Genomic DNA, 20,847 nt, shown 5'->3' with positions numbered 1-20,847 from the left:
TCTACGACCCAGCCGCGCTCCGACCGGCTTCGGGATGCACAAGATCAACGCGCTCAGCGCATTCGCTCCAACCGCCTTCGCAGCGCGTCGTGGCGAAGGCCGATTTGTTCGACGGGAATGGGCCGGAAACCGAACTTCCATGCGGGCGAATTCTGCGGCAACTTGATTCCGCGCGTCGTGACGACCACCGCGCGGGTGTCATGGGTCACGAAATTTTCCCGTTCCTCGAAATCTTCACGCTTCGCTTTCCAATCGGTTTCGAACCATTTCCCGACGCACACATTGCGCACGATCGAATTGCCGCCAGGCGGGACGCCGGCAAACGCGTCGCGACTGATCGCCGGACCCTCCGGGGGACCGTAGTAGGCGTCGAGCGCCTTCATCGCCGGATAGCGATCGCGGTAGAGTGCGGCCGGGACCGCCGCGAGCCGCTGACGCATCGTGTCGTTCACCATGTCGCGCCACACCGGGGAACGATCCAGCCCGCGGCCGTCCGCGCGCACGGCCGGATCGCAGTCCACAAAGAGATTGTTCTCCACGCGATGATCCCGTCCGCCGCCGATGAACATTGCCCAGTGCACTTTGTAGAACACATTGCCGTAGATTTCGGTGCCGCTCACACAATCGTCCATATACACGCCCATGGAACCCATGCCCACGCCGCCCGTTTCGTGAATGTAATTGTGACGGATGCGGTTCCCCCGGTACGAGTAGTCGCGTCCGGTGTAGATCGCGCCGACGTCGCCCGTTTCCAGCGCGATGTGGTGGATGTCGTTGAACTCGATGAGGTGATCGTTGCCGTTGTAGAGAATCGCGCAGTGCGGATGGTCGTGAATCAAATTGTGCGAAGCGCGCTGTCCGACCCCATTCATGAGCACCGCCGGCACGTAGCATTTGGACCAGCGACCTTGACGTTGAAAGTGGCAGTTCTCGACGAAGTGTCCTCCTGGAGTGAGCGTTTGCCGATCGCCGCCGGTGAGCGACACGCCACCGTCGCCTGTGTCGAAAATGTCGCACCCGACCACGCCGTGGTGGGTCCCACCACTGATGCTGACGCCCAGGTTGCCCAAATTCCGGAGCAGGCAACCCTCGACCCGATTCCCCTGGCCGCCACTGATCTCGATGCCGGTCCCGCGGGTGGCCTCGATGGCGAGGGCGCGCACCGTGACGAAATTGACGCCGGTCATCCGAATCGCGGGTGGATCGAGCAACGAAAGGAGCGTCTCGGCCGAATCAATGGGAGCTGGCGGCCAGAAGTAGAGGCGGCCGTTCGCGCGATCGAGGAACCATTCCCCGGGCTGATCGAGTTCCTCCAGCACATTCAGAAAATGAAAACGCTGGCCCGCCCGGAAGCCGTAAAGCCCGTGTGGCGGCGCAGTCTGGATCCAGCGCTGGTCGAGGTCGATCTTCGCGATGCGTTCGTAGGAATTGGCCCAATCGTATGCCCAGTAGCCATGGACCCACACATCACTGGTGTCGCGCCAGCGCTGCGGCCGGTCGCCCGAGTAGAGAAAACCGCCGGGAAGCCCCCCGATGGTGCCGCCGTGATCGTCGCCCTGGCCGCTGCCTTTTGGAAAGCCCGCGATCTTTTCCCAGACACCTTCGTTCGGCCAACGTGCCAGCGTCATCGGCTGGTGATTGAAAAACAGCTCGCAGTGAGAGGGTGTGGTTGGGCGGGCGAAGCCGCGGGAATTCATCTCGCCAAAGTCGCTGATTCCGAGACGACGCAGGTCAACCTGCAGCACGTGAATTCGAGCGGATTCATGAAGCCGGGAGCGAACCGCCTCATCGGTCAAGGGCTCAAATCCGGTCAGAACGCGGCCGCCGAGCAATCGCACCCGCTCGTTTCGATACGCACTCCAGACCACGGGCGAACTGGCGGTGCCTGAATCCGCCGCGGACAACTCGAGGGCATGGGTTCGAAAACAGTCGCCGCCTCGAAGCCAGACTGTGACCGGACTGCCGGAGGCCTTACGCGCTCGCACGGCCTCACGCGCGCGCTCCAGTGTGGCGAAGGGTTTGCGTTTCGTTCCGGGATTGTCGTCCGAGCCCTGGGGCGAGACATAGAAATCCGCGCGAGCAAACACACAGACCACGAGCGTCGCGGCCATCGCCAAGACCATTCGTCGAGTTTTCATCAGATCAGTATTGTTAAGAGGTCGTTCGCCGCGCTCGGGTTCTGGCACCACAACTACCGTCGCCGGAATTGAACCAGTGCTGGAACCTCTGATCGCTCTCGCGGACGCGACGTCGCATCTCGGTCACGATCCGCCGCCAGTGAGGGGCGAGGAATCGGGGATGTTCCAGACTGTCCAACGCGTACTTCCTCGTCGCTCGTGACAGTTCCAGCGTCTCCACCATGACTCGTTCGCGAAGATTGTCTGCAAGTTGAAGGAATGTGCCGTCCGGTGCGACGATCTTGGAATCGCCTGCGGACCACTTGCCGCCGCCCTGCGGTCCCACGGAATTCGCGAAGACGTAAAAGACCGCGTTCTCGAAGGCGCGGACGGGGATGCCGTCCCGACCGCGGCGTTTCTTTTGGGAAACGGGGAGCGCATCCATGCCGGCGTTCGGATGAAAAACAATCTGGGCACCGGCCATGACGGGCAGTCGGACCAGTTCCGGGTAGCGGCGTTCGTGGCAGATGATGGCCGTCGCCGGGACGCCATCGATCGCGAACAGGGAAAGGACATTGCCGGGCGTGAACCATTGGCGATCCGCCTCCACAAGCTGACACTTGGCGTAAGTGTTGATGAGCCGCCCGCGTCGGTCGAACACGACCAGCGCATTGTAGAGCTTTCGTCCGGCGAAGATGGGGCTGCCGACGAGAAGATGAATCCGGAGCTTGGCAGCGATGGCCGCGACCGAGCGAAGTGCCCGGCGGATGGCAGCCGGCTTCAGCGCACCGAAGTCACATGCGTAGCCCGTGGTAGCGCACTCCGGGAACAGCACGGCGTCCGTGTCTTCAGCCGCGGCCTGAATGGCGGCTTGCTCAATCTTCTCCAGGTTGTCGTCGATGGAGGCGGCAAAGATCATCTGAACCGCGGCGACGCGCAGGCGTTTTGGCTTTGAGGTCGAATCGTTTGAGGATTGGTTCATGCGTCGATCAGTTATTCGGTGGTATCCGGTGCCCATCCGATGACAACGAGTGAGAGAAGCGACGGAAGAATCGAATGTCCAGACGACGTTGCTGCCTGGACTGTGGTCCACTCACGAAATCCTGGTTTCATGCCAACGGGTGATCACGGCGGTCCAACTTCCACGGGGTTTTGGGTGGGGCGTTGTTTCCAGTCGAGTTTGCCATGGTGCGCCTCTGGATCAGCAAAATACTCCGTGCTCCAACCGCTCCATCCATCGGAGTAATTGCGGACGTTCTCGAAGCCCAGCAGCCAGGCATAGAAAAAGGCGACGCTCGAGCGCCAGCCGCCTCCGCAATAAAAAACCACCTCCCGATCAAACTCCTTGCCATTGCCGGCGGGGACCAGGCCCTGCTGACGCCAGTGCGCAAGAATCTCCCTGGGCGGTCGCAGATGACCATTGCGTTGCTTGTAAAGATAAGCGCCATCGTCGCCGTCCCCAATGTGACGGGAGGAAGGAATCCGGCCTTTCGCCTCGAGGTAGCTGTAGCCGCTGGTTCGACCCGTGAACTCCGCGAGACTCCGTGCGTCCGCCAACCAGATACGCGAGCCCGGTAGTTGTTGACGGACGTATTCCGTCGTCGCCAACAGATTGGACGCGACGGGAGCCGTGAGTTGCACCCCTTGCGGCTGGTGGACCTGTTTGTCCACTGGAAAGCCGGCCTTGGTCCAGGCTGGAAAACCGCCATCCAGCAGACGCACATCGTCCACGCCCGCATACTTCAACGCCCACCAGACCCGCGCGGCGGCGATCAGTTTCTCACCGTAAACGATGACCGTCGTGTCCCGTGAGATGCCGGCCCGGCCGAAATCGCGCTGCACCTCATTCGCCTCACGCAACCGCCAGCGCGGCGCTCCGTTCTCGAGGTCGTCGGTGTTGAAATGGACCGCGCCGGGAATGTGCCCGTCGTGGAAGGCTCCGGCCTTTTCCAACGTGGCCCAACTGGCCTCAAGGATCACCAAAGGCTGATGCCGATAGGTCGCCGGGCGCGGGGTCTGAAATTCGGATCCCCGGTAGTCCAGCACGGCCTTGAGCCAGTAGACGGAAACCAGCCCGTGGTAGTTCGGCGCCTCGCGGGCCGGGAAGTCGGCTGTGGTTGTCCGATCGAGGTTCTTGCAGCCTGCGAACATCCCCATGGTCAAGGCGAGGCCTCCAGCCATCAGAGCCGGCAGCCAGCTCAAGAGACGTGACGCGCCAGACTTCCGGTTCCAATTCTTGCCGGACTTCATTCTTTGAGTTTCTGGTCAGTGGTGTCTGGCGCCCACCAGATGACGATCAGGCCCAACAGGTAAATCAATCCGCAGGTCGCGCCGACCTTGGGATACGAACCGCCCATCGCGGCGAAGAGCGCGCCAGCGGCGAGCACGCCTAGTGCGGTGGCAAAGCGGCCGACATTGTAGGCGATGCCGCTGCCAGCGGCGCGGACGTGGGTGGGGAATAGCTCCGGCAAATACAGCGGCAACCAGCCGAAGAACAGCGTCGCCACGAAACCTTGCGCGAACACAATGGGCAGGAACGACGCTTGCAGCGGCGCGGTGCCAAGGAACATCAACGAGGTGAGGACCGTTGTAGCGGCACTGATCAAGGCGTAGGCGCGCCGGCGTCCCAGCTTCGCGGCGATTTGCGCGCCGAAGAAACTGCCCAGCACCGCGCCCAAAGCCCACCAGCCTTGTGTCAGCGCCTTGTAGCCCGGCGTGGTGGCGCCACCCACTTTATCCGCCCAGGGAATCATCCACTTGCTCGCCGCCCACGCGCCAACCATCGGAATGGAACCGATCAGGACGCCGATGAGCGTGAGTCGGAGCAGCGGCGGGCGGAAAAGTTCACGCAGGGTGTTGGGAGCACCGGCAACGTTGCCGGCGGGGGTCTGCTTGGTCGACTCGCCGGCAGGGATGCCGGCGCTCCCAGAGTTTCGTCGCTTGTTGCGAGACGCGAGCCACAACGGCGATTCGGGAATCATCGTCAACGCAACCACGCCAAGAACCGCGGGCGCGGCTGCGAGTTGGAAAATCCAGCGCCAGGAATCCGGGGTGATGGGCCAGGCGCGCGCGACCTGCGAGAGCATGAGGATGCCGGCATTCAAGGCTGCGCCCATCAGGCCGGCGATAATGGGTCGCGACTTGTCAGGCCAACACTCCGCCGCGAGCGCCACAGCGTTGGGCCATACACCGCCCACACCGAGGCCAACCAGGAATCGCAGCACCAGCATCTGCTCCTGTGTTTTGACGTAGGCACCCAAACCGGCGAACACGGAGTAGAACAGAACGCTCACGCCGAGCGCGCGGGTGCGGCCGATCCGATCGCCCAGGCTCCCGAGAAAAATTCCGCCGACCGCCGCGCCGAGCATCAGCGCCGCCGTGAATCGCGCAAACCAATCGCCACCCAGCGTCGGCGTGAACGCCTCCCCAAGCAGGCTCTGCGACACCGACAAGGACGCCACGGGCATCAGGCCGAGTTCAACGCCATCAAACAGCAACGCGCCGATGGCGGTGAACAACACGATGTAACGGGCACGTGGAGACAGGATGGACGTGCTCATGACGCAGGAGGCGGCTTCGGTGCCCGCAGCACTTCAATGATCGCGCTGTTGTCCTGATCGCCCAACCCCGCGGCTTCCGCTTGCTCCATGAGACGTCGATGAGTGTCGGTCAACGGCAGCGCCAGACCGACGGCGCGCGCGGCATCCAGCATAAGGCGCACATCCTTCAGGTGCTGCGAGAGGCGCGCTTGCACCGAGAAATCGCGCTCGACCATCTTGCGTCCCTTCACGTCCATGGCCCGCGAGTAGGCGGGGCTGCCGGCCATCACTTCGAGTGCGGCGGCGGGCGAAACGCCCAGCGCCTCGGCAAAGGACAGTCCCTCGGCAAGGACGGCCCGGTTCAAGCCGAGCACCAGATTGGTGATCAACTTCATGCGCGCCGCGCTGCCGCAGGGGCCAACGTGAAACACCTTCCGGCCCATCACCTGCCACAGATCTGCGCACGCCGCAAAGGTGGCGTCGTCACCGCCGACCATGACCGTGGCCTCGCCCGCGCGGGTCTGCTGGCTGGAGCCGGAAACCGGCGCATCGAGATAGCGCACGCCACGCTCGCCCAAGCGCGCGGCCAACGCCGCGGTCTGGGTTGACTCCCCCGTGGTCGTATCGATCAGGATCTGGCCTTGGTGCAGCCCTGCTTCGAGCTCGGCCAGCACGGCTTCCACCACGTCGGTCGTGTACAGGCTGATGATGACGCGCCGGCAATCCGCCAGCGGGTTGTCGCTCCATTTGGCGCCACGGGCGACGAGTGGGACGGACTTCTCGCGCGTGCGATTCCACACCCTCACGCGAAAGCCGTGTTCGAGCAATCGCTCCGTGAGCGCCGTGCCCATCAGGCCGAGGCCGATGACGCCAATGGGCTCGTGTTCTTCCTGACTGGGCATGCCGCATGCTAGCGATTGACCGGCCGGGCCGTCAGCGGAAAACTTTTGGGAAGCGCGCCCTGCACGATCTTGCTCCAGGGCGCGCGATTGTTGCGTTCCGGTTCAAGGCCCGCGACTCCGGCATGAGAGCCGTCACGGCGGCCACCAGGCCACCATGAACCCGGAGGGTTTGCAGCCATTAGCCGGTGGTTGAGGCGCATCGCGCCGACACCACCGGAAACCGGTAAGCACGAATCCCGCATCCCGGAGGGATGCCAGCGCCGGGCGCTGAATTCCGGCGCAGGATGGAATTGGGCGAGGCTGCGACCCCTGCCGGGGTCGGATTCCGTTTCGTTTCACGTTCCGGGGGTGTCGCTCGTTACTCGCTCAACCCCCCGGCTAATCGCTCCCATGCCTCCGGCAGGAGAACCAGCACGGCGTTTCTGTTCTAGGGACCGATGGGATTGTCCAAGCCGTGGCGGCCGACCCGGCGTTATGGTGGCCCCATGATCAATGCTTTCACCGCGGGTCGGGCGCTGCGATGATCTCGTCGTGACCATGAGCCAGCCCAACATCATCGCCCGCTACCGCATCGAGACCTGCCTGCCGCTGGACCAGGTTGCGGAGACGATTGCTGGCGAGCAATCGTCCGGCACGTTCCTTCCGGTGCCCGGGGAGACGGAAGAATTGAAGGCCCGGGCGCGGGCCAAAGTCACTCACATCAAGCTCCTCGACACGGTGGACGCGCCGAGCCTCCAGGGCGGACGCAAGCCCAAGGGCGCGTCCGACCCGCTCCAATATCAGCGCGCTGAAATCACGCTCGCGTTTCCGTTCGACAATCTCGGCGCGAACCTTCCCACCCTCGTCGCCACGGTATGCGGCAATCTTTACGAGTTGAGCGATCACTCCGGCTGCAAGCTGCTCGACCTCGAATTGCCGCCGGCCTTCGGCGCGAAGTATCCGGGGCCGCAATTCAGCGTCGCGGGCACGCGGAAGCTGGCGGGCGTTCACGACCGCCCCATCATCGGCACGATCGTCAAGCCGAGCGTTGGCTTCACCGCGGACCAGACCGCAGATCTCGTGCGCGAGCTCGGCGAAGCGGGGATCGATTTCATCAAGGACGACGAACTTCAAGCCGACGGGCCGCATTGCCCGTTGAAAGATCGTGTCGCCGCTGTGATGAGGGTGATCAACGAACTCGCCGATCGCACGGGCAAGAAGGTGATGTTCGCGTTCAACATCACTGACGATCTCGACGCGATGCTGCGGCATCACGACACCGTCCTGGCCGCCGGCGGCACCTGCGTGATGGTGAGCCTGCACAGCATCGGTTTGCCCGGGTTGCTCGAATTGCGACGCCGCTGCGCGCTGCCCATCCATGGTCATCGCAATGGCTGGGGCCTTTACACCCGACATCCGCTCCTCGGTGTGGAGTATCCCGCCTGGCAGAAGCTCTGGCGACTGGCCGGCGCCGATCACCTCCACGTCAACGGGCTGCAGAACAAATTCTGGGAACCAGACGACTCGGTCGTGCGCAGCATCCAGGCCTGTCGCACGCCGATGTTCCGGCCCGACGACACCGCCATGCCGGTGATCAGCTCCGGCCAATGGGGCGGCCAGGCCCCGGAGACTTTTCGCCTCACCGGCACCACCGATCTCATGTATGTCGCCGGCGGCGGGATCATGGCGCATCCCATGGGACCGGCGGCCGGTCTGCGCGGCCTGCAACAGGCCTGGGAAGCGGCGGTGAAGGGAGTGGATTTGAACACCTACGCGGCAACGCACCCTGAGTTGAAGGAGACGATGGATAAGTTTGGAAGAGGGAGATGATGTTCATAGTTCCTGGTTCTTGGTTCCTGGTTCTTGGTTCTTGATCCCTGGCCGAGGACTGCGAACGAGACAGGCAAAGCACGAAGAACCACGACCCTTGAACCACGACCTTCTCCTAGCCTACTACGGCGACGACTTCACCGGTTCCACCGATGTGATGGAGGCGTTGTCGAAAGCCGGCCTGCGAACGGTGCTGTTTCTGAAGCCGCCGACGACAGGCCAACTGGCCCGCTATCCGGGAATGCGTGCGTTCGGCATCGCGGGCGGCTCGCGCACAATGTCGCCGGAGGAAATGGAGCGCGCGTTGCCACCTGCCTTCGAGGCGCTTCGGTCCAGCGGCGCGCCGGTCATCCACTACAAGATGTGCTCGACGTTCGACTCTTCACCGACGATCGGCTCCGTAGGCCGCGCCATCGAGATCGGCCGGCGCGTGTTCGGCGACCGGCCGACGCCGCTCATGGTGGGCGCGCCGGTGCTTGGGAGATACGTCGTCTTCGGAAATCTCTTCGCCCGTTCCGGCCTCGACACGGAACCGTTCCGCCTCGACCGCCATCCCACCATGAGCCGCCACCCGGTCACGCCCATGCGCGAGGCGGACATCCGGTTGATTCTTGCCGAACAGACGCCATTGCCGGTGGTGCTTGTGGATGTGTTGAAGCTGGAGCAAGACGCCGATTCTGCGCTCCGTCCCGCGGGCGGAAAGGCCGCGCCAATCGTGCTGTTTGACACCCTGCGAGAGGAGCACCTTCCGGAAATCGGCCGGAGGATCGAAGAAATGGCGAAAGGCGGACCGCTTTTCACCGTCGGCTCCAGCGGAGTTGAATACGCGCTGACGGCTCATTGGAATGGGAGATTCGGCACAGCGCTTGGGAGCACTCCGAGAATGAATCAGGACGACACCGGCGCGTCCTCCGCATCCCGCCGGTTCGACCTGCCCACTCCCCAGGCGGTGAACCAGATTATCGCCGTTTCCGGAAGCTGCTCGCCGGTGACGGACCGTCAGATTGAGCGGGCCATCGATCATGGCTTCGCGGAAATCGGCGCGGGACCGGAGCTTCTCGCCCCGATGGCATCGATCGCAGCCGTGTTGCAACACGCCCAGTCGCTCCTGGAACAGCAGCGCTCTGTGATCGTCCATAGCAGCCGGGGACCGGACGACGCGCGATACGACTCCAAACTCGGCGGCGAAAAGCAGTCGCAGCTCTGCGATTCCCTGGGACGAATCCTGGAAACATTGCTCGCCAGTTCCGGCCTGCGTCGGGCTGTTGTCTGCGGCGGCGACACCTCGATGCACGTGGCCCGCGCCCTGGGAGTTGAGGCGCTCGAATACGTCGGCCCCATCGCACCCGGATCGCCGTTGTGCAAGATTCACGCCCCCGGACGGATTGCGGATGGCTGTGAAATTGTCTTCAAGGGCGGCCAGGTCGGCCGCGATCATTTCTTCCTCGATGTCCTCCAGGGAGGGCCGCGACCCACGTGAAGAGGCCAATTTGCTCAAGCGAGCCTGAATTGGAACAACGAACCATAGACTTATGAACCAGAAACCACTGATCAGTCTCGCCCTTCTCGGCGCCGGCGGAAAAATGGGCTGCCGCGTCATCGATCATCTGAAGGACGACCCTGGCTACCGGCTGCTCTACGTCGAGACGGGTGAACGCGGCTTGGCCAACCTCCGCGAGCGCGGCGTCTCGCCGACCCCGCGCGATGAGGCCCTCTGTGCCGCGGATGTCGTCATCCTGGCGGTGCCCGACCGCGTGCTCGGCAAAGTGGCCCACGAAGTCGTCCCACGGCTGCGCCCCGGCTGCATGGTCTTCACCCTCGACCCGGCGGCAGCTCATGCCGGCGAACTGCCGGTCCGGCCCGACATCACCTACTTCGTCTCGCATCCGTGCCATCCGGATGTGTTCGACCATTTCCAGACCGAGGCTGAGATCAACGATTTCTTCGGCGGCACTCATGCCCGTCAGGCGATCGTCTGCGCCCTGATGCAGGGCCCCGAGGAGCATTACGCGCTCGGTGAACGGATCGCGCGCGACATCTATGCGCCCGTCACGCGTTCGCACCGGATCACCGTCGAGCAGATGGCGATTCTCGAGCCGACCATGGCCGAAACCTGCGGCATCGCACTCGTCCTGGCGCTGCGGGAGGTGCTGGAGGAAACGGTGCGCCGGGGCGTGCCGCGCGCCGCCGCCGAGGATTTCATGAATGGCCACATCAAGGTCGAAATGGGTATCGGCTTTGGGAAAACCCAGTTTCCATTTTCCGACGGGGCCAAACTCATCGCGGAATACGGCCGCCGCAAAATCTTCGCCGACGATTGGCTGCGCAAGCTCTTCGAACCGCAAAGCGTGAAGGAGCAGGTCCGAATGATCGTGGAAGGAAAGCTGCCGGAGAACGGCTGATGAAGCCCCTTCGCTTCGCCATCTTCGGGGCCGGCTTCTGGTCGCGCGTCCAACTCGCGGCCTGGCGTGAGATCGGCGGCACAGAATGTGTCGCCATCTACAACCGCACGCGCGAACGCGCCGAGGCCTTCGCGCGCGATTTCGGCGTGCCCGCAGTTTATGACGACCCGGAGAAATTGCTGCGCGAGGTCCAGCCGGACTTCGTGGACAACATCACCGAAGTCGGCGGGCACAAGCCGCTCTCGCTGCTTTGCGCGAAACACCGCATCCCCTGCATCTGCCAGAAGCCGATGGCGCCCACCCTGGCCGATGCACGCGCGATGGTCGCCGCCTTCGACCGCGCGAAGACGCCGTTCTTCGTCCATGAAAACTGGCGCTGGCAGACGCCGGTGCGCGCGCTCATCGAAACCCTGCGTTCTGGGGCCATCGGCACCCCGTTTCGGGCGCGGTTGACGATGATTTCCGGCTTCGACGTCTGGGCCAATCAGCCTGCTTTGCGCGAGCTCGAACGGTTCATCATGACCGACCTTGGCGTGCATCTCTTCGACACGGCCCGGGCCTGCTTCGGCGAAGCGCACTCGGTCTATGGCCAGACGCACCGGACGCTGAGGCCCGCCGTCAAGGGCGAGAACGTCGCCACTCTCCTGTTCGCCATGGGCAAGGCGCGCACGAGCGTGGTCGTCGAGCTGGCCTACGCCAAGACACCGGTCGAGCGGGAGATTTTTCCCCAGACCCTGGCCTTCGTGGAAGGTCCGCAGGGCAGCCTCGAGCTTACCGCCGACTACGGGCTGCGAATCACCACGAAAAAGGGCACCCACAGCCGGAGGCATCCGCCGCCGCGCTATTCCTGGGCCGATCCGCGCTACGACGTCGCCCAGGCCAGCATGGTGCCGTGCCTGCGAGACCTGCTCGGCGCGCTCCACGGCGAGAGGCCCGGCGAGACGACCGGAGCCGACAACCTCAAGACCATGGAACTGACGTTTGCCGCTTACGAAAGCGCGGCGAAGGATCGCGTCATTCACCTGCAGCCGTGACCCCTATGGAAGCTTCCCCCCTCGCGCCAAGCGACGGCACGTCTTCACCGCACCGGCCGTTGCAGGCCGGGCCGTTCTCGCTGCTCCTCGACGCGGGCGACCTTCGCTACGTGACGTGGGGCGGCCGTGAAGTCATTCGGCGCATCTACGCCGCAGTGCGCAACCACGACTGGAACACGGTGCCCGGGGTGATTTCGGACCTGGACGTTCGGACCACCGGGATGGGCTTCCATGTCCGCTACGTGAGCACGCACCGCCAGGACGACATTCACTTCGTCTGGCGCGCGGACATCCAGGGCGGCGACGACGGAAGCATTCGATTCACATTCGACGGCGAAGCGAAGAGCGCGTTCCGCCGGAATCGCATCGGCTTCTGTGTGCTCCATCCGAGCCGCGAGTGCGCCGGCGCGAGATGCCGGGCGCGCTATGCCAACGGCACGGAACGGGAGCTTTGCTTCCCGGACACCATCGCCGCCGAGCAACCCGTGAAGTGGCTCCACGATCTCGCGGGGTTGGACCATGAAGTGGCGCCTGGCGTGTGGGCGGAGCTGGATTTTGTAGGCGACCTCTTCGAGATGGAGGACCAGCGCAACTGGATCGACGCCAGCTTCAAGACCTTCTGCACGCCCCTGCGCCTGCCGTTCCCGATGGAAATCAAAGCCGGAACACGCGTGCGGCAGGAAGTTCGCTTGCGCATCGTGGAGCAGGCACCGCCCGCATCCGGAGCATCCGGCCCGATGCTGCGGACGCAGGCCGATGCCGCCGTCACCGTGCGCGTGCAGGGCGATGGCACGCCGCTGCCGGCGATCGGGTTGGGCATGGCAAGCCACGGGCAACCGCTCCTCGCCGACGAAGTGAACCAGCTGCGGATCTTGCGCCCGGCCCACCTGCGAGTGGATCTGCGGCCATGGGAAGCAAGCTGGCGGCAACAACTCGACCGCGCTGCCGCTGAAGCGGGTCCGTTGGCCGCGAAACTGGAAGTCGCGCTGCATCTGGATGTGGCTCCAGAGGCGGGCCTGCCGCCGATGGCCGAAGCACTGGCAGGCAAACGTGAAGAGCTCGCCCGCGTGCTGGTGTTCCACCGCCACCAAGAATCCACCACGCTGGCTGCGCTCCGGGCGGCTCGCGTGGCCCTGGCTGAGGTCCTCCCCGGCGTGCCGATCGGAGCCGGCACCGACGCGGATCTTTACCAGCTTAATCTGCAGCGCCCACCCGCGGAGGCCGACCTCATCACTTGGTCGATGAATCCGCAGGTGCACGCCTTCGATGACGCCAGCATTGCCGAAACCCCCGAGGGCGCCGCGCATCAGTTGAACAGCGTGCACCGCTACTTCCCGGGAAAACCGCTCGTGGTTTCTCCCATCACGCTTCGGCCACGGTTCAATCCGTACGCGACCGGCCCCGCACCCGCCTTGCCTGCCGGTGAACTGCCGTCGCAGGTGGATCCACGCCAGCTCTCGCTCTTCGCCGCAGCTTGGACGCTTGCGATGATCAAATCCGTGGCCGAGTCGGGAGCCGCCAGCGTGACGTTCTATGAGACGACCGGCTGGCGTGGCGTGATGGAGACACCGGCCGGCTCACCGCTCCCGGCGAAATTCCCCTCCGTTCCGGGGGCCGTGTTCCCGCTCTATCACGTGCTGGCGGACGTGACCGAATTCGCGGGCGGCGAAGTCTCCCCTACCCTCTCGTCGGACCCGTTGGCCGTCGCCTCGTTGTTTCTTCGGAAGAATGCACGTCGACGTCTGCTGCTGGCGAACCTCAGTCGCGCTTCCCGCAAGGTCCGGCTCGATGAATTCTCCGGGATCGTTTCATCGCGTTCCCTGGACGCCTCGATTAGCCTGTCCGCGATGAATCAGCCCAAGACGTTTCGCGCAGAGTTTACGCCGGTTACCGGCCCGGAGATCACGCTTCCGCCGCACGCGGTCGTGACGCTCGATTTTTTCCACCATAACACATCCCCCACGCCATGAACTACAAACCTAAACGAATCCCTCACCTTCTGCTCGCGAGCTTCGCGTTCGCCGCTCTCCTTCTCAGCGGCTGCGGTAAATCCGATTCCTCTGGCGGAGCGCCGGGGGCGAACGCCAAAGCTCTCACCATCGGAGTCGCCTTTGAAACTCTGCAGACTGAATACTGGGTCGCCGGCTTCGAGGCCATCAAGGCCGAGTTGTCGAAGCGCCAGATCAAAGTTCTGGAGGCCATCGCCGATAGCGACGCCAACCGCCAACTCGAACAGGTCAAGAACCTCGTCACACGAAAGGTGGACGGCATTATCCTGGTGCCCAAGGACGCGAAGAGCACCGTGCCCGCGATCAAGGCGGCCAACGACGCGGGAATTCCGGTCGTGCTCTTCAACCGCATCGCGGATCCAGGGTCGGCAAAATTCGTCGGTGTGCAAGCGGACAACCTGAAGCTGGCGCAGGAGACGGTCGCGTTCATGGTGGCCGAAGCGCGCAAGACCGGACGCAAGCACAAGGCCATGGTCGTCATGGGCGATCTGGGCGATCTGAACGCCATCGGCCGGCGTGACGGCTTCGACGCCGCCGTGAAGGGAAACGAGGACATCATCGAAGTCGTCGCACGTGTTCCCTCCGAGTGGAACCAGGAGAAGGCGCAAGCCGGAGTGGTCAATGCCCTCCAGGCGAATCCCGACATCAGCTTCCTCTTCACGTCGTCGGACTTTCTGTTCCCCTCGATCGTCACCGCCCTTAAACAGGCGGGCAAGTATCACAAGATCGGCACGCCGGGCCATGTCATCCTCGGCGGCTTCGACGGCGACGCCACCGCGTGGCAAATGATGGTGGACGGCTACCTCGACGCGACCGGAGTTCAGGATGTTTACTTCGAGGCTTCGGCCAGCGTGCAGGCCATCCTTGACCTGCTCGAGAAGAAGCAGGTCCCCGAGTTGATTCGCGACCCGGGCTTCGTCATCACCCAGGCTAATATGGAGCAAATGAAGGCGCGGATGTGGGGGGCGCAGATTAGGAAGTAGTTCTTGGTTCTTGGTTCCTTGTTCCTTGTTCCTCGTTCTTGGGTCTTGGCTTTTCAGAGGGTCGATGCTTCTGTCACGGCTGCCACTGGAAAGGAGAAACGAATCATGGCATCAACTGATTTTGAAAAACTTGTCGTGTATCAATTATCTGAGCGTATTGCCGACGAAGTTTGGGATATTGTAATCCGATGGGATAGGTTTGCTCGGAATACCGTCGGAGGCCAGATTGTGCGATCTGCTGACAGTATCGGCGCGAACATCGCGGAGGGTTGCGGTCGGGGAAGCCACGCCGACAACAAGCGATTTGTTCGCACGGCAAGAGGATCGCTCAATGAGACACGCCACTGGCTGCGGCGCGCGTTCAAGCGCAAACTGTTGACCAAGGAACTGGTCGGCAAGCTGAAGCCCTCGTTCGCGAACTCGGCCCGCGCCTGAGTGCCTACCTCGGTTCGATCGGCCGTTTCGCAGACGACAACTCCAACAAACCGCACTCGACCAAGAACTAACAACCAAGAACCAAGAACAAGGAACAAGGAACTACGCACGACGAACAATGCCCCCCTTTCTCAGACGAATACTGACGAGCGAATACTGGACTCTCCTGCTCTGTGCCGCCTACTTCGTCGCCCTGGCGCCGTTCACGCCCGGGTTCGCCACCGCCGGGAACCTGGCCAACGTGTTTTCGGCGATGCTGCCCTTGCTGGTGGTGGCCACGGGTCAGACCGTGGTGCTGATCACCGCCGGCATCGACCTTTCGGTCACCTCGATCATTGCGCTGGCTAGCGTGACGGGCGCGCTCTTGATCAATGGCGATCAAGGATTGCTGGCTGGCCATGCGGCCGCTGTTCCAGCGGGCGTTCTGGCCATGGTCGCTCTGGGCGCCGCCATTGGGTTGCTCAATGGCACGTTGATCACCCAACTGCGCATGCCGCCGTTCGTGGTCACGCTCACGGGCATGATGTTCTTCAGCGGCTTCGCCATCTGGCTGACCGAAGCCAAGTCGATTGCGGCTCTGCCTTCCGGCTTCCTCGCGCTTGGCAAGAACCCTTGGCTGGCGGGCGCGATTGCCGCGATTGTCGCCGCGGCCGGGCATCTGCTCCTGTCGCGGACGTTGCTTGGGCGCTGGCTCTATGCCATCGGTCACAACCCCAAGGTCGCGCTGGTTTCCGGCGTGCCGGTCAACCGCACCCTGATCCTGGCCTATGTTTGGTGCGGCCTGTGCGCGGGGGTGGCGGCGGTCCTGATCACCGGCCGTCTCGAGAGCGGATCCCCGGTGCATTGGCGAAGCAACCTGCTCGACATCATTGGCGCGACGGTGATCGGCGGCACGAGCCTTTATGGCGGCCGCGGCAAGGTTCTGTGGACCGTGTTCGGCGTGCTGTTCCTGACGCTGCTCGACAACAGCCTGAACCTGCTGAACCTCTCCCATTTCAGCATCATGATGGTGAAGGGCGCGGTCATCCTCGCCGCCGCCGGCTTGGATGCGGTGAAGACGAGGTTGGGGGGTGGTTCTTAATTCTTTGTTCTTTGTTCTTAGTTACTACTCCGAAACATGCATTCCGCCGGCAACAACCAGAAACCAGCAACCAGGAACCAAGAACCAAGAACCAGCAACCCGCAACCGGTTCCCACGCTCCAGTTCCATGCCATCACCAAATCCTTCTTCGGCGTGCCCGTGCTCAAGGAGGTGAGTTTCATCGTGCCGGCCGGGCAAACGCTCGGGTTGGTGGGCGAGAATGGCGCGGGCAAATCCACCCTGATGAACATCCTCGGCGGCAACCTGACGCCCGACGCCGGCCAGATGTCGCTCGCGGGCGAACCCCATGCGCCCGCCGCCCCGAAAGAGGCCACGCGCGCTGGCGTGGCGTTCATCCATCAGGAACTAAATCTCTTTCCGAATCTCTCCATCGCCGAAAACCTGTTCCTGGCCGCCTTTCCGCGACTGGGTCAGAAGGCTGTTCGTGGTTCGTCGTTCATGGATCGTGGCAGCACCGAGACGACTCGCGTTCAGCAACGATCAACGAACAAAGGACCAGAAACAAAGAACCAGGAACAACGATCAACGATCAACCAACCACGAACAAGGAACCAAGAACCAAGAACAAAGAACCAAGAACAAGGAACCAGCATTAGCCTCCCCTGGATCGATCGTCGCACCCTCCGTTCCCGCACGACAGAACTGCTGCGCCAGGTCGGCCTGTCGCTGTCACCGGACACTCTCGTCGAGCGTTTATCCGCCGGGGAACGACAGCTCGTCGAGATCGCCAAGGCGCTGAGCATTGATCCGCGCCTCATCATCCTGGACGAGCCCACCACCTCCCTGACGGCCCACGAAACCGAGCACTTGTTCGCCTTGCTGGGCCGACTGCGCGCGCGCGGCATCGCCATGATCTACATTTCGCACGCGCTGAACGACGTGCTCCGCTTGTGTGATTCCATCGTGGTCTTGCGCGACGGCGCCGTCGTCGGTCAGGGCCCGCGCGCCGAATGGACCACGGAGCGCATGATCACGCTGATGGTCGGCCGCGAGATGGAGCAATTGTTTCCTCAGCGCCCGCGATCCGATCCCCCGCCACCGCCACCATCTGGCGCCGGACGGGGCAGCACCTCCGACGCGGGATCGTCCTACACTCTCCTGGAAGTCTCGGGCGTCACCCAGCCGGGCATTGTGGCCGACATTTCGTTTCGCCTGCGCGCCGGGGAAGTGCTCGGCATTTCGGGACTGATGGGCAGCGGCCGCACGGAACTCGCCCGCATCCTGTTCGGTTTGGATCCATTGAGCCGCGGCTCCATCCATCTGGCTGGCCGCCCGATCGAACGGCTGTCGCCGCGCGAACGCGTGGCGGCCGGGCTCGCCCTTCTGACGGAGAGTCGGCGCGATGATGGGCTTTGCCTCGATGCGTCGATTGCCGACAACTTGTCGCTGGTCGCTCTGCCCCGCCACGCGTCCGGCCCGGTCGGCTGGCTAGATCAAGGAGCGATGAACGCAGCCCTGCAGACCACGCGCCGCGCCGTCACCCTAAGCGCATCCGCCCGGGACCTGCAGCCGGTGAAAACCTTGAGCGGCGGCAACCAGCAAAAGGTCGTTCTCGCCAAGTGGCTCCTGAACGAGCCGCGCGTGTTCATCCTCGACGAACCCACGCGCGGCATCGACGTGGGTGCGAAGCACGAAGTGTATTCGCTCATCAACCAACTCGTCGGACGGGGCGCCGGAGTGCTCATGATCTCCTCCGAGATCGAGGAGTTGATCGGCATGTGCGACCGCATTCTGGTGATGAACCGCGGCCGCATCCGCGATGAAATCCATCTCCACCAGTTCGATCGCGAACGGATCTTGAAGGCCGCCTTGCATGAGGGCCATCTGACCTCGAAGATGGAGAACCCGGGGGCCGCGCCATGAAGCCCCTGCTCTGGCTCCTGAACAACGCGCCGCTCGTGCTCTTCGCGGTCGTATTCTCCGTCTTCGGCTCGCTCTCACCCAAGTTTCTCGAGCTGCAAAACCTGTCCAACATCCTGCTGCAATCGAGCGCGATGGCCATCGTCGCCACTGGCATGACATTCGTCCTGCTGACGGCGGGGGTGGATCTGAGCGTCGGCAGCGTGATGTTCGTCGCGGTGGCGGTGGCCGGGAAAATGATCTTCCAAGGTTCCCCGCTCTGGATCGCGTTCCTTGCTGCGATGGGAGTCGGTGTCTTGGCGGGCGCCATCAACGCGGTGTTCATCATCCGGCTGCGGATCGTCGCGTTCATCGTCACGCTGGCCATGCTGTTCGTCGGACGCGGCTTCGGCCTGTGGCTGACCAACACGCGCGCCATGAACATGCCCGAAGCCGTCACCCAACTGGGCGCGACGAAGCTCTGGGGCCTGCCCTTGCCCGTGATCGTCTGTGCGTTGATCTCCCTTGCGGCGCACCTGGTGCTCACGCGCACGCCGTTCGGCCGACAGGTCTACGCCGTCGGCCAGGACGCCGATGCCGCGCGCAAGGCCGGCCTCAACGTGACGGGCGTGTTGTTTGCCGTGTATGCGATCGCCGGCTTTTGCGCGGCCGTGAGCGGATTGGTGTCCCTGACGCAGACCGGGGCGGTCTCGCCGAGCTTCGGCCAGCAAAAGGAATTCAACACGATCGCCGCGGCGGTGCTGGGAGGCGTGAGTTTGTTTGGCGGACGCGGCAGCGTGCTGCCGGGGGCGGTGCTCGGCGCGGTGCTGATCCAGACCGTCGAGAACGGCCTGGTGATCCTCAACGCCAATCCCTACAGCTACCCCCTGGTGACCAGCGCCATCATCTTTGTGGCCGTCGCGATCGACAGCCTTCGCTCGCGTCTCCTCGCCCGCCTGAACCGGCGCCGGATCTACGTGGACCTGGGCGCGGCTGACCGGTGAGGCGGGCGGGGGAGGGTCAGAGTTCCTCAAGCGCATCTGGCCCATCGAGCCTTCAAGCCTTCACGGTGAGCTTGCCTGGTGTCAGGCAGGGCGTAAGCTCTCGCCCCAAGGAGATCGGTTATGGCCTGTGGTCCCAAGGAGGCCGGCGGTGTTTACCCGTGTATCCCGATGTTGTTGGTAGGGCGGGCCTGTCCCAGCCCGCCGCCCACTGGATGCAAAACATCATGCTCCGGCGGCGCGCCGGGACGGACGCGCCCTACCTGCATCACCGGCAACATCGGGATGCACCGGGTGTTTACCAGCCTTCGCCAGGGCTTCGGCCGGGCAAGTCGTCCCCGCGAGGATTACCGCTTCCACGAGGTGGCCTGTCGCGCCGTAGTCGCGCAGGGCGCGACGGAGGCGGATCGAGCGCTTCGATCCGGAGTTCGAGAAAATCGACTCCGAGCGCTACCAGGAGCGGTATGGATTCCTTGGCCCGCCGTAGCCTTGGCGAAGGCGGCTGGCGGCCGACTTGTCCCTCCGTAGCCTCGAGCGAAGGCGGATCATTGCCACGGCGGTGCCCAAGTTTCTGGAGTGCGGCGATCTCAAACACGGGTTCGCCCGGGTCCGGTGCTCAAAGTGCCAACACGAGATGTTTGTCGCGTTTTCGTGCCGTGGCCGCTGCGTTGGTCCGAGTTGCCACGAGAAACGGGCCTTGGAGAAAGCCGGCTGGGTCGCCGAACACGTTTGTGCCGATGTCCCCCACCGGCAGTTCGTCTTCACCATACCCAAACGATTGAGGCTCTAATTCCGTTACGACCGTTCGCTCTTGGGCGCGCTCTGTCAGGCCGCCTGGCGGACGGTCTGCACCGTTTACCAGGCGACCAGCGGTCGACCCGATGGCGTGCGGGGCATGGTCGGGGCAATTCAGACTTTCGGCGATCTGATTCATTGCATCCGCATATTCACGTGTTGGTCTGCGAAGGGGTGTTTCTGCCCGACGGCACGTTCCTGGCCTTGCCCAAGCTGGCGACCGAACCGTTCCTCAAGCTGTGGGAACATGAGGTGTTGGCTCTGCTCCTGGCGGAGGGCAAGATCAACGGCAGGCTGGAGACTTTAGACTGTAGGCTTTAGGCTGTAGACTGTAGGTTGGCCACGGATGCGAGATCATACTAAACTCCACGCGCTTGAACTGGCTGACCGCCGCGAGTGGCTCGCCCAAACGGCCTTCGGCATCGCCGCGCTGGCGGCCGCGCGATTTAACCCCGCGACCTTGGCGGCCGGCGCTTCTGCGCCGCTCGAACTCGGCTCCCGACTCGAACTGTTTCTGGACCGGTATCTGATTGACCAGCTCACGGGCGCGAGGCTGCAAATGCACGCGCCCGTGAAACTGCCCCGGCCGCGCCATCCTCTGATCGGGGCTTACACGACGGTCATCAAGGACGGCGACCGTTACCGCGCCGTTTTTCGCGACCAAAACCCAACTTACAAAGGGAAGCTGTTTGACGGCAATCCTGGCGAAATGACCTGCTACGCCGAGAGCGTGGACGGCCACGAGTGGACCCAGCCCAAACTTGGTCTCGTCGAAATCAACGGCCGCCGCGACAACAATGTCATCCTGCGCGCCTCGCCGTTCTCCACCAATTTCTCCCCATTCCTCGATTCCCGCCCCGGTGTGCCGGCGGACCAACGC

16 protein-coding genes and 1 pseudogene are annotated in these 20,847 nt (G+C 63.5%); 12 read left to right on the top strand and 5 right to left on the bottom strand.

Annotated features, from left to right (window positions below):
* Positions 1–53: 53 nt before the first annotated feature.
* From FJ404_13615 to FJ404_13595, 5 genes are read right to left on the bottom strand one after another with little or no spacing between them, the layout of a single operon-like run.
* The gene (locus FJ404_13615; protein MBM3823899.1) at positions 54–2,138 is read right to left on the bottom strand and encodes a right-handed parallel beta-helix repeat-containing protein; all 2,085 of its coding nucleotides are present in this window, start codon (positions 2,136–2,138) and stop codon (positions 54–56) included.
* A gap of 13 nt (positions 2,139–2,151) precedes the next feature.
* Entirely contained in the window at positions 2,152–3,210 is a 1,059-nt protein-coding gene (locus FJ404_13610) for a carbon-nitrogen hydrolase family protein (GenBank protein ID MBM3823898.1), read from the bottom strand.
* A 32-nt stretch (positions 3,211–3,242) separates the two neighbouring features.
* Entirely contained in the window at positions 3,243–4,367 is a 1,125-nt protein-coding gene (locus tag FJ404_13605) for a sulfurtransferase (protein MBM3823897.1), read from the bottom strand.
* Positions 4,364–5,677 carry an MFS transporter gene (locus tag FJ404_13600; protein MBM3823896.1) on the bottom strand — a complete coding sequence of 438 codons (1,314 nt, stop codon included), beginning with the start codon at positions 5,675–5,677 and terminating at the stop codon, positions 4,364–4,366. Before FJ404_13600 ends, FJ404_13605 begins: the two co-directional genes overlap by 4 nt.
* Positions 5,674–6,558: an NAD(P)-dependent oxidoreductase gene (locus FJ404_13595; protein MBM3823895.1), complete on the bottom strand. Its 885-nt coding sequence runs from the start codon at positions 6,556–6,558 to the stop codon at positions 5,674–5,676. Before FJ404_13595 ends, FJ404_13600 begins: the two co-directional genes overlap by 4 nt.
* A 537-nt stretch (positions 6,559–7,095) precedes the next feature.
* Between FJ404_13595 and FJ404_13590 the strand changes: the two genes are divergently transcribed.
* The 12 genes and pseudogenes from FJ404_13590 to FJ404_13535 form a co-directional block, all read left to right on the top strand.
* Positions 7,096–8,367, top strand: a complete 1,272-nt coding sequence (locus tag FJ404_13590; protein MBM3823894.1) for a ribulose 1,5-bisphosphate carboxylase — start codon at positions 7,096–7,098, stop codon at positions 8,365–8,367.
* 157 nt (positions 8,368–8,524) lie between these two features.
* Positions 8,525–9,847, top strand: a complete 1,323-nt coding sequence (locus tag FJ404_13585; GenBank protein MBM3823893.1) for a four-carbon acid sugar kinase family protein — start codon at positions 8,525–8,527, stop codon at positions 9,845–9,847.
* Between the two features lie 67 nt (positions 9,848–9,914).
* Positions 9,915–10,769 carry a semialdehyde dehydrogenase gene (locus FJ404_13580; GenBank protein MBM3823892.1) on the top strand — a complete coding sequence of 285 codons (855 nt, stop codon included), beginning with the start codon at positions 9,915–9,917 and terminating at the stop codon, positions 10,767–10,769.
* Positions 10,769–11,803 carry a Gfo/Idh/MocA family oxidoreductase gene (locus FJ404_13575; protein MBM3823891.1) on the top strand — a complete coding sequence of 345 codons (1,035 nt, stop codon included), beginning with the start codon at positions 10,769–10,771 and terminating at the stop codon, positions 11,801–11,803. Before FJ404_13580 ends, FJ404_13575 begins: the two co-directional genes overlap by 1 nt.
* A gap of 5 nt (positions 11,804–11,808) precedes the next feature.
* The gene (locus FJ404_13570) at positions 11,809–13,773 is read left to right on the top strand and encodes a hypothetical protein (GenBank protein ID MBM3823890.1); all 1,965 of its coding nucleotides are present in this window, start codon (positions 11,809–11,811) and stop codon (positions 13,771–13,773) included.
* Complete coding sequence (locus FJ404_13565; GenBank protein MBM3823889.1) at positions 13,770–14,795, top strand: sugar ABC transporter substrate-binding protein; 1,026 nt, start codon at positions 13,770–13,772, stop codon at positions 14,793–14,795. Before FJ404_13570 ends, FJ404_13565 begins: the two co-directional genes overlap by 4 nt.
* 105 nt (positions 14,796–14,900) lie before the next feature.
* Positions 14,901–15,301: pseudogene (locus FJ404_13560) on the top strand (four helix bundle protein).
* Positions 15,302–15,348: 47 nt separating this feature from the next.
* A complete protein-coding gene (locus FJ404_13555; GenBank protein ID MBM3823888.1) occupies positions 15,349–16,311 on the top strand; it encodes an ABC transporter permease in 963 nt (320 codons plus the stop codon).
* 36 nt (positions 16,312–16,347) lie between these two features.
* Complete coding sequence (locus FJ404_13550) at positions 16,348–18,195, top strand: sugar ABC transporter ATP-binding protein (GenBank protein ID MBM3823887.1); 1,848 nt, start codon at positions 16,348–16,350, stop codon at positions 18,193–18,195.
* The gene (locus tag FJ404_13545) at positions 18,192–19,175 is read left to right on the top strand and encodes an ABC transporter permease (protein MBM3823886.1); all 984 of its coding nucleotides are present in this window, start codon (positions 18,192–18,194) and stop codon (positions 19,173–19,175) included. The genes FJ404_13550 and FJ404_13545 overlap by 4 nt, the downstream gene beginning before the upstream one ends.
* A 499-nt stretch (positions 19,176–19,674) precedes the next feature.
* Positions 19,675–19,962, top strand: coding sequence for a hypothetical protein (locus tag FJ404_13540; protein MBM3823885.1), 288 nt, complete (start codon positions 19,675–19,677; stop codon positions 19,960–19,962).
* A gap of 351 nt (positions 19,963–20,313) precedes the next feature.
* Positions 20,314–20,847 (top strand): hypothetical protein (locus FJ404_13535; GenBank protein ID MBM3823884.1); only part of this gene is annotated, 534 nt, incomplete at its 3' end.

This window comes from Verrucomicrobiota bacterium, from assembly GCA_016871495.1.
GTDB lineage: Bacteria > Verrucomicrobiota > Verrucomicrobiia > Limisphaerales > VHDF01 > VHDF01.
The sequence above is the reverse complement of the archived record's forward strand: the minus strand, read 5'-3'. Positions and strand labels throughout refer to the sequence as shown.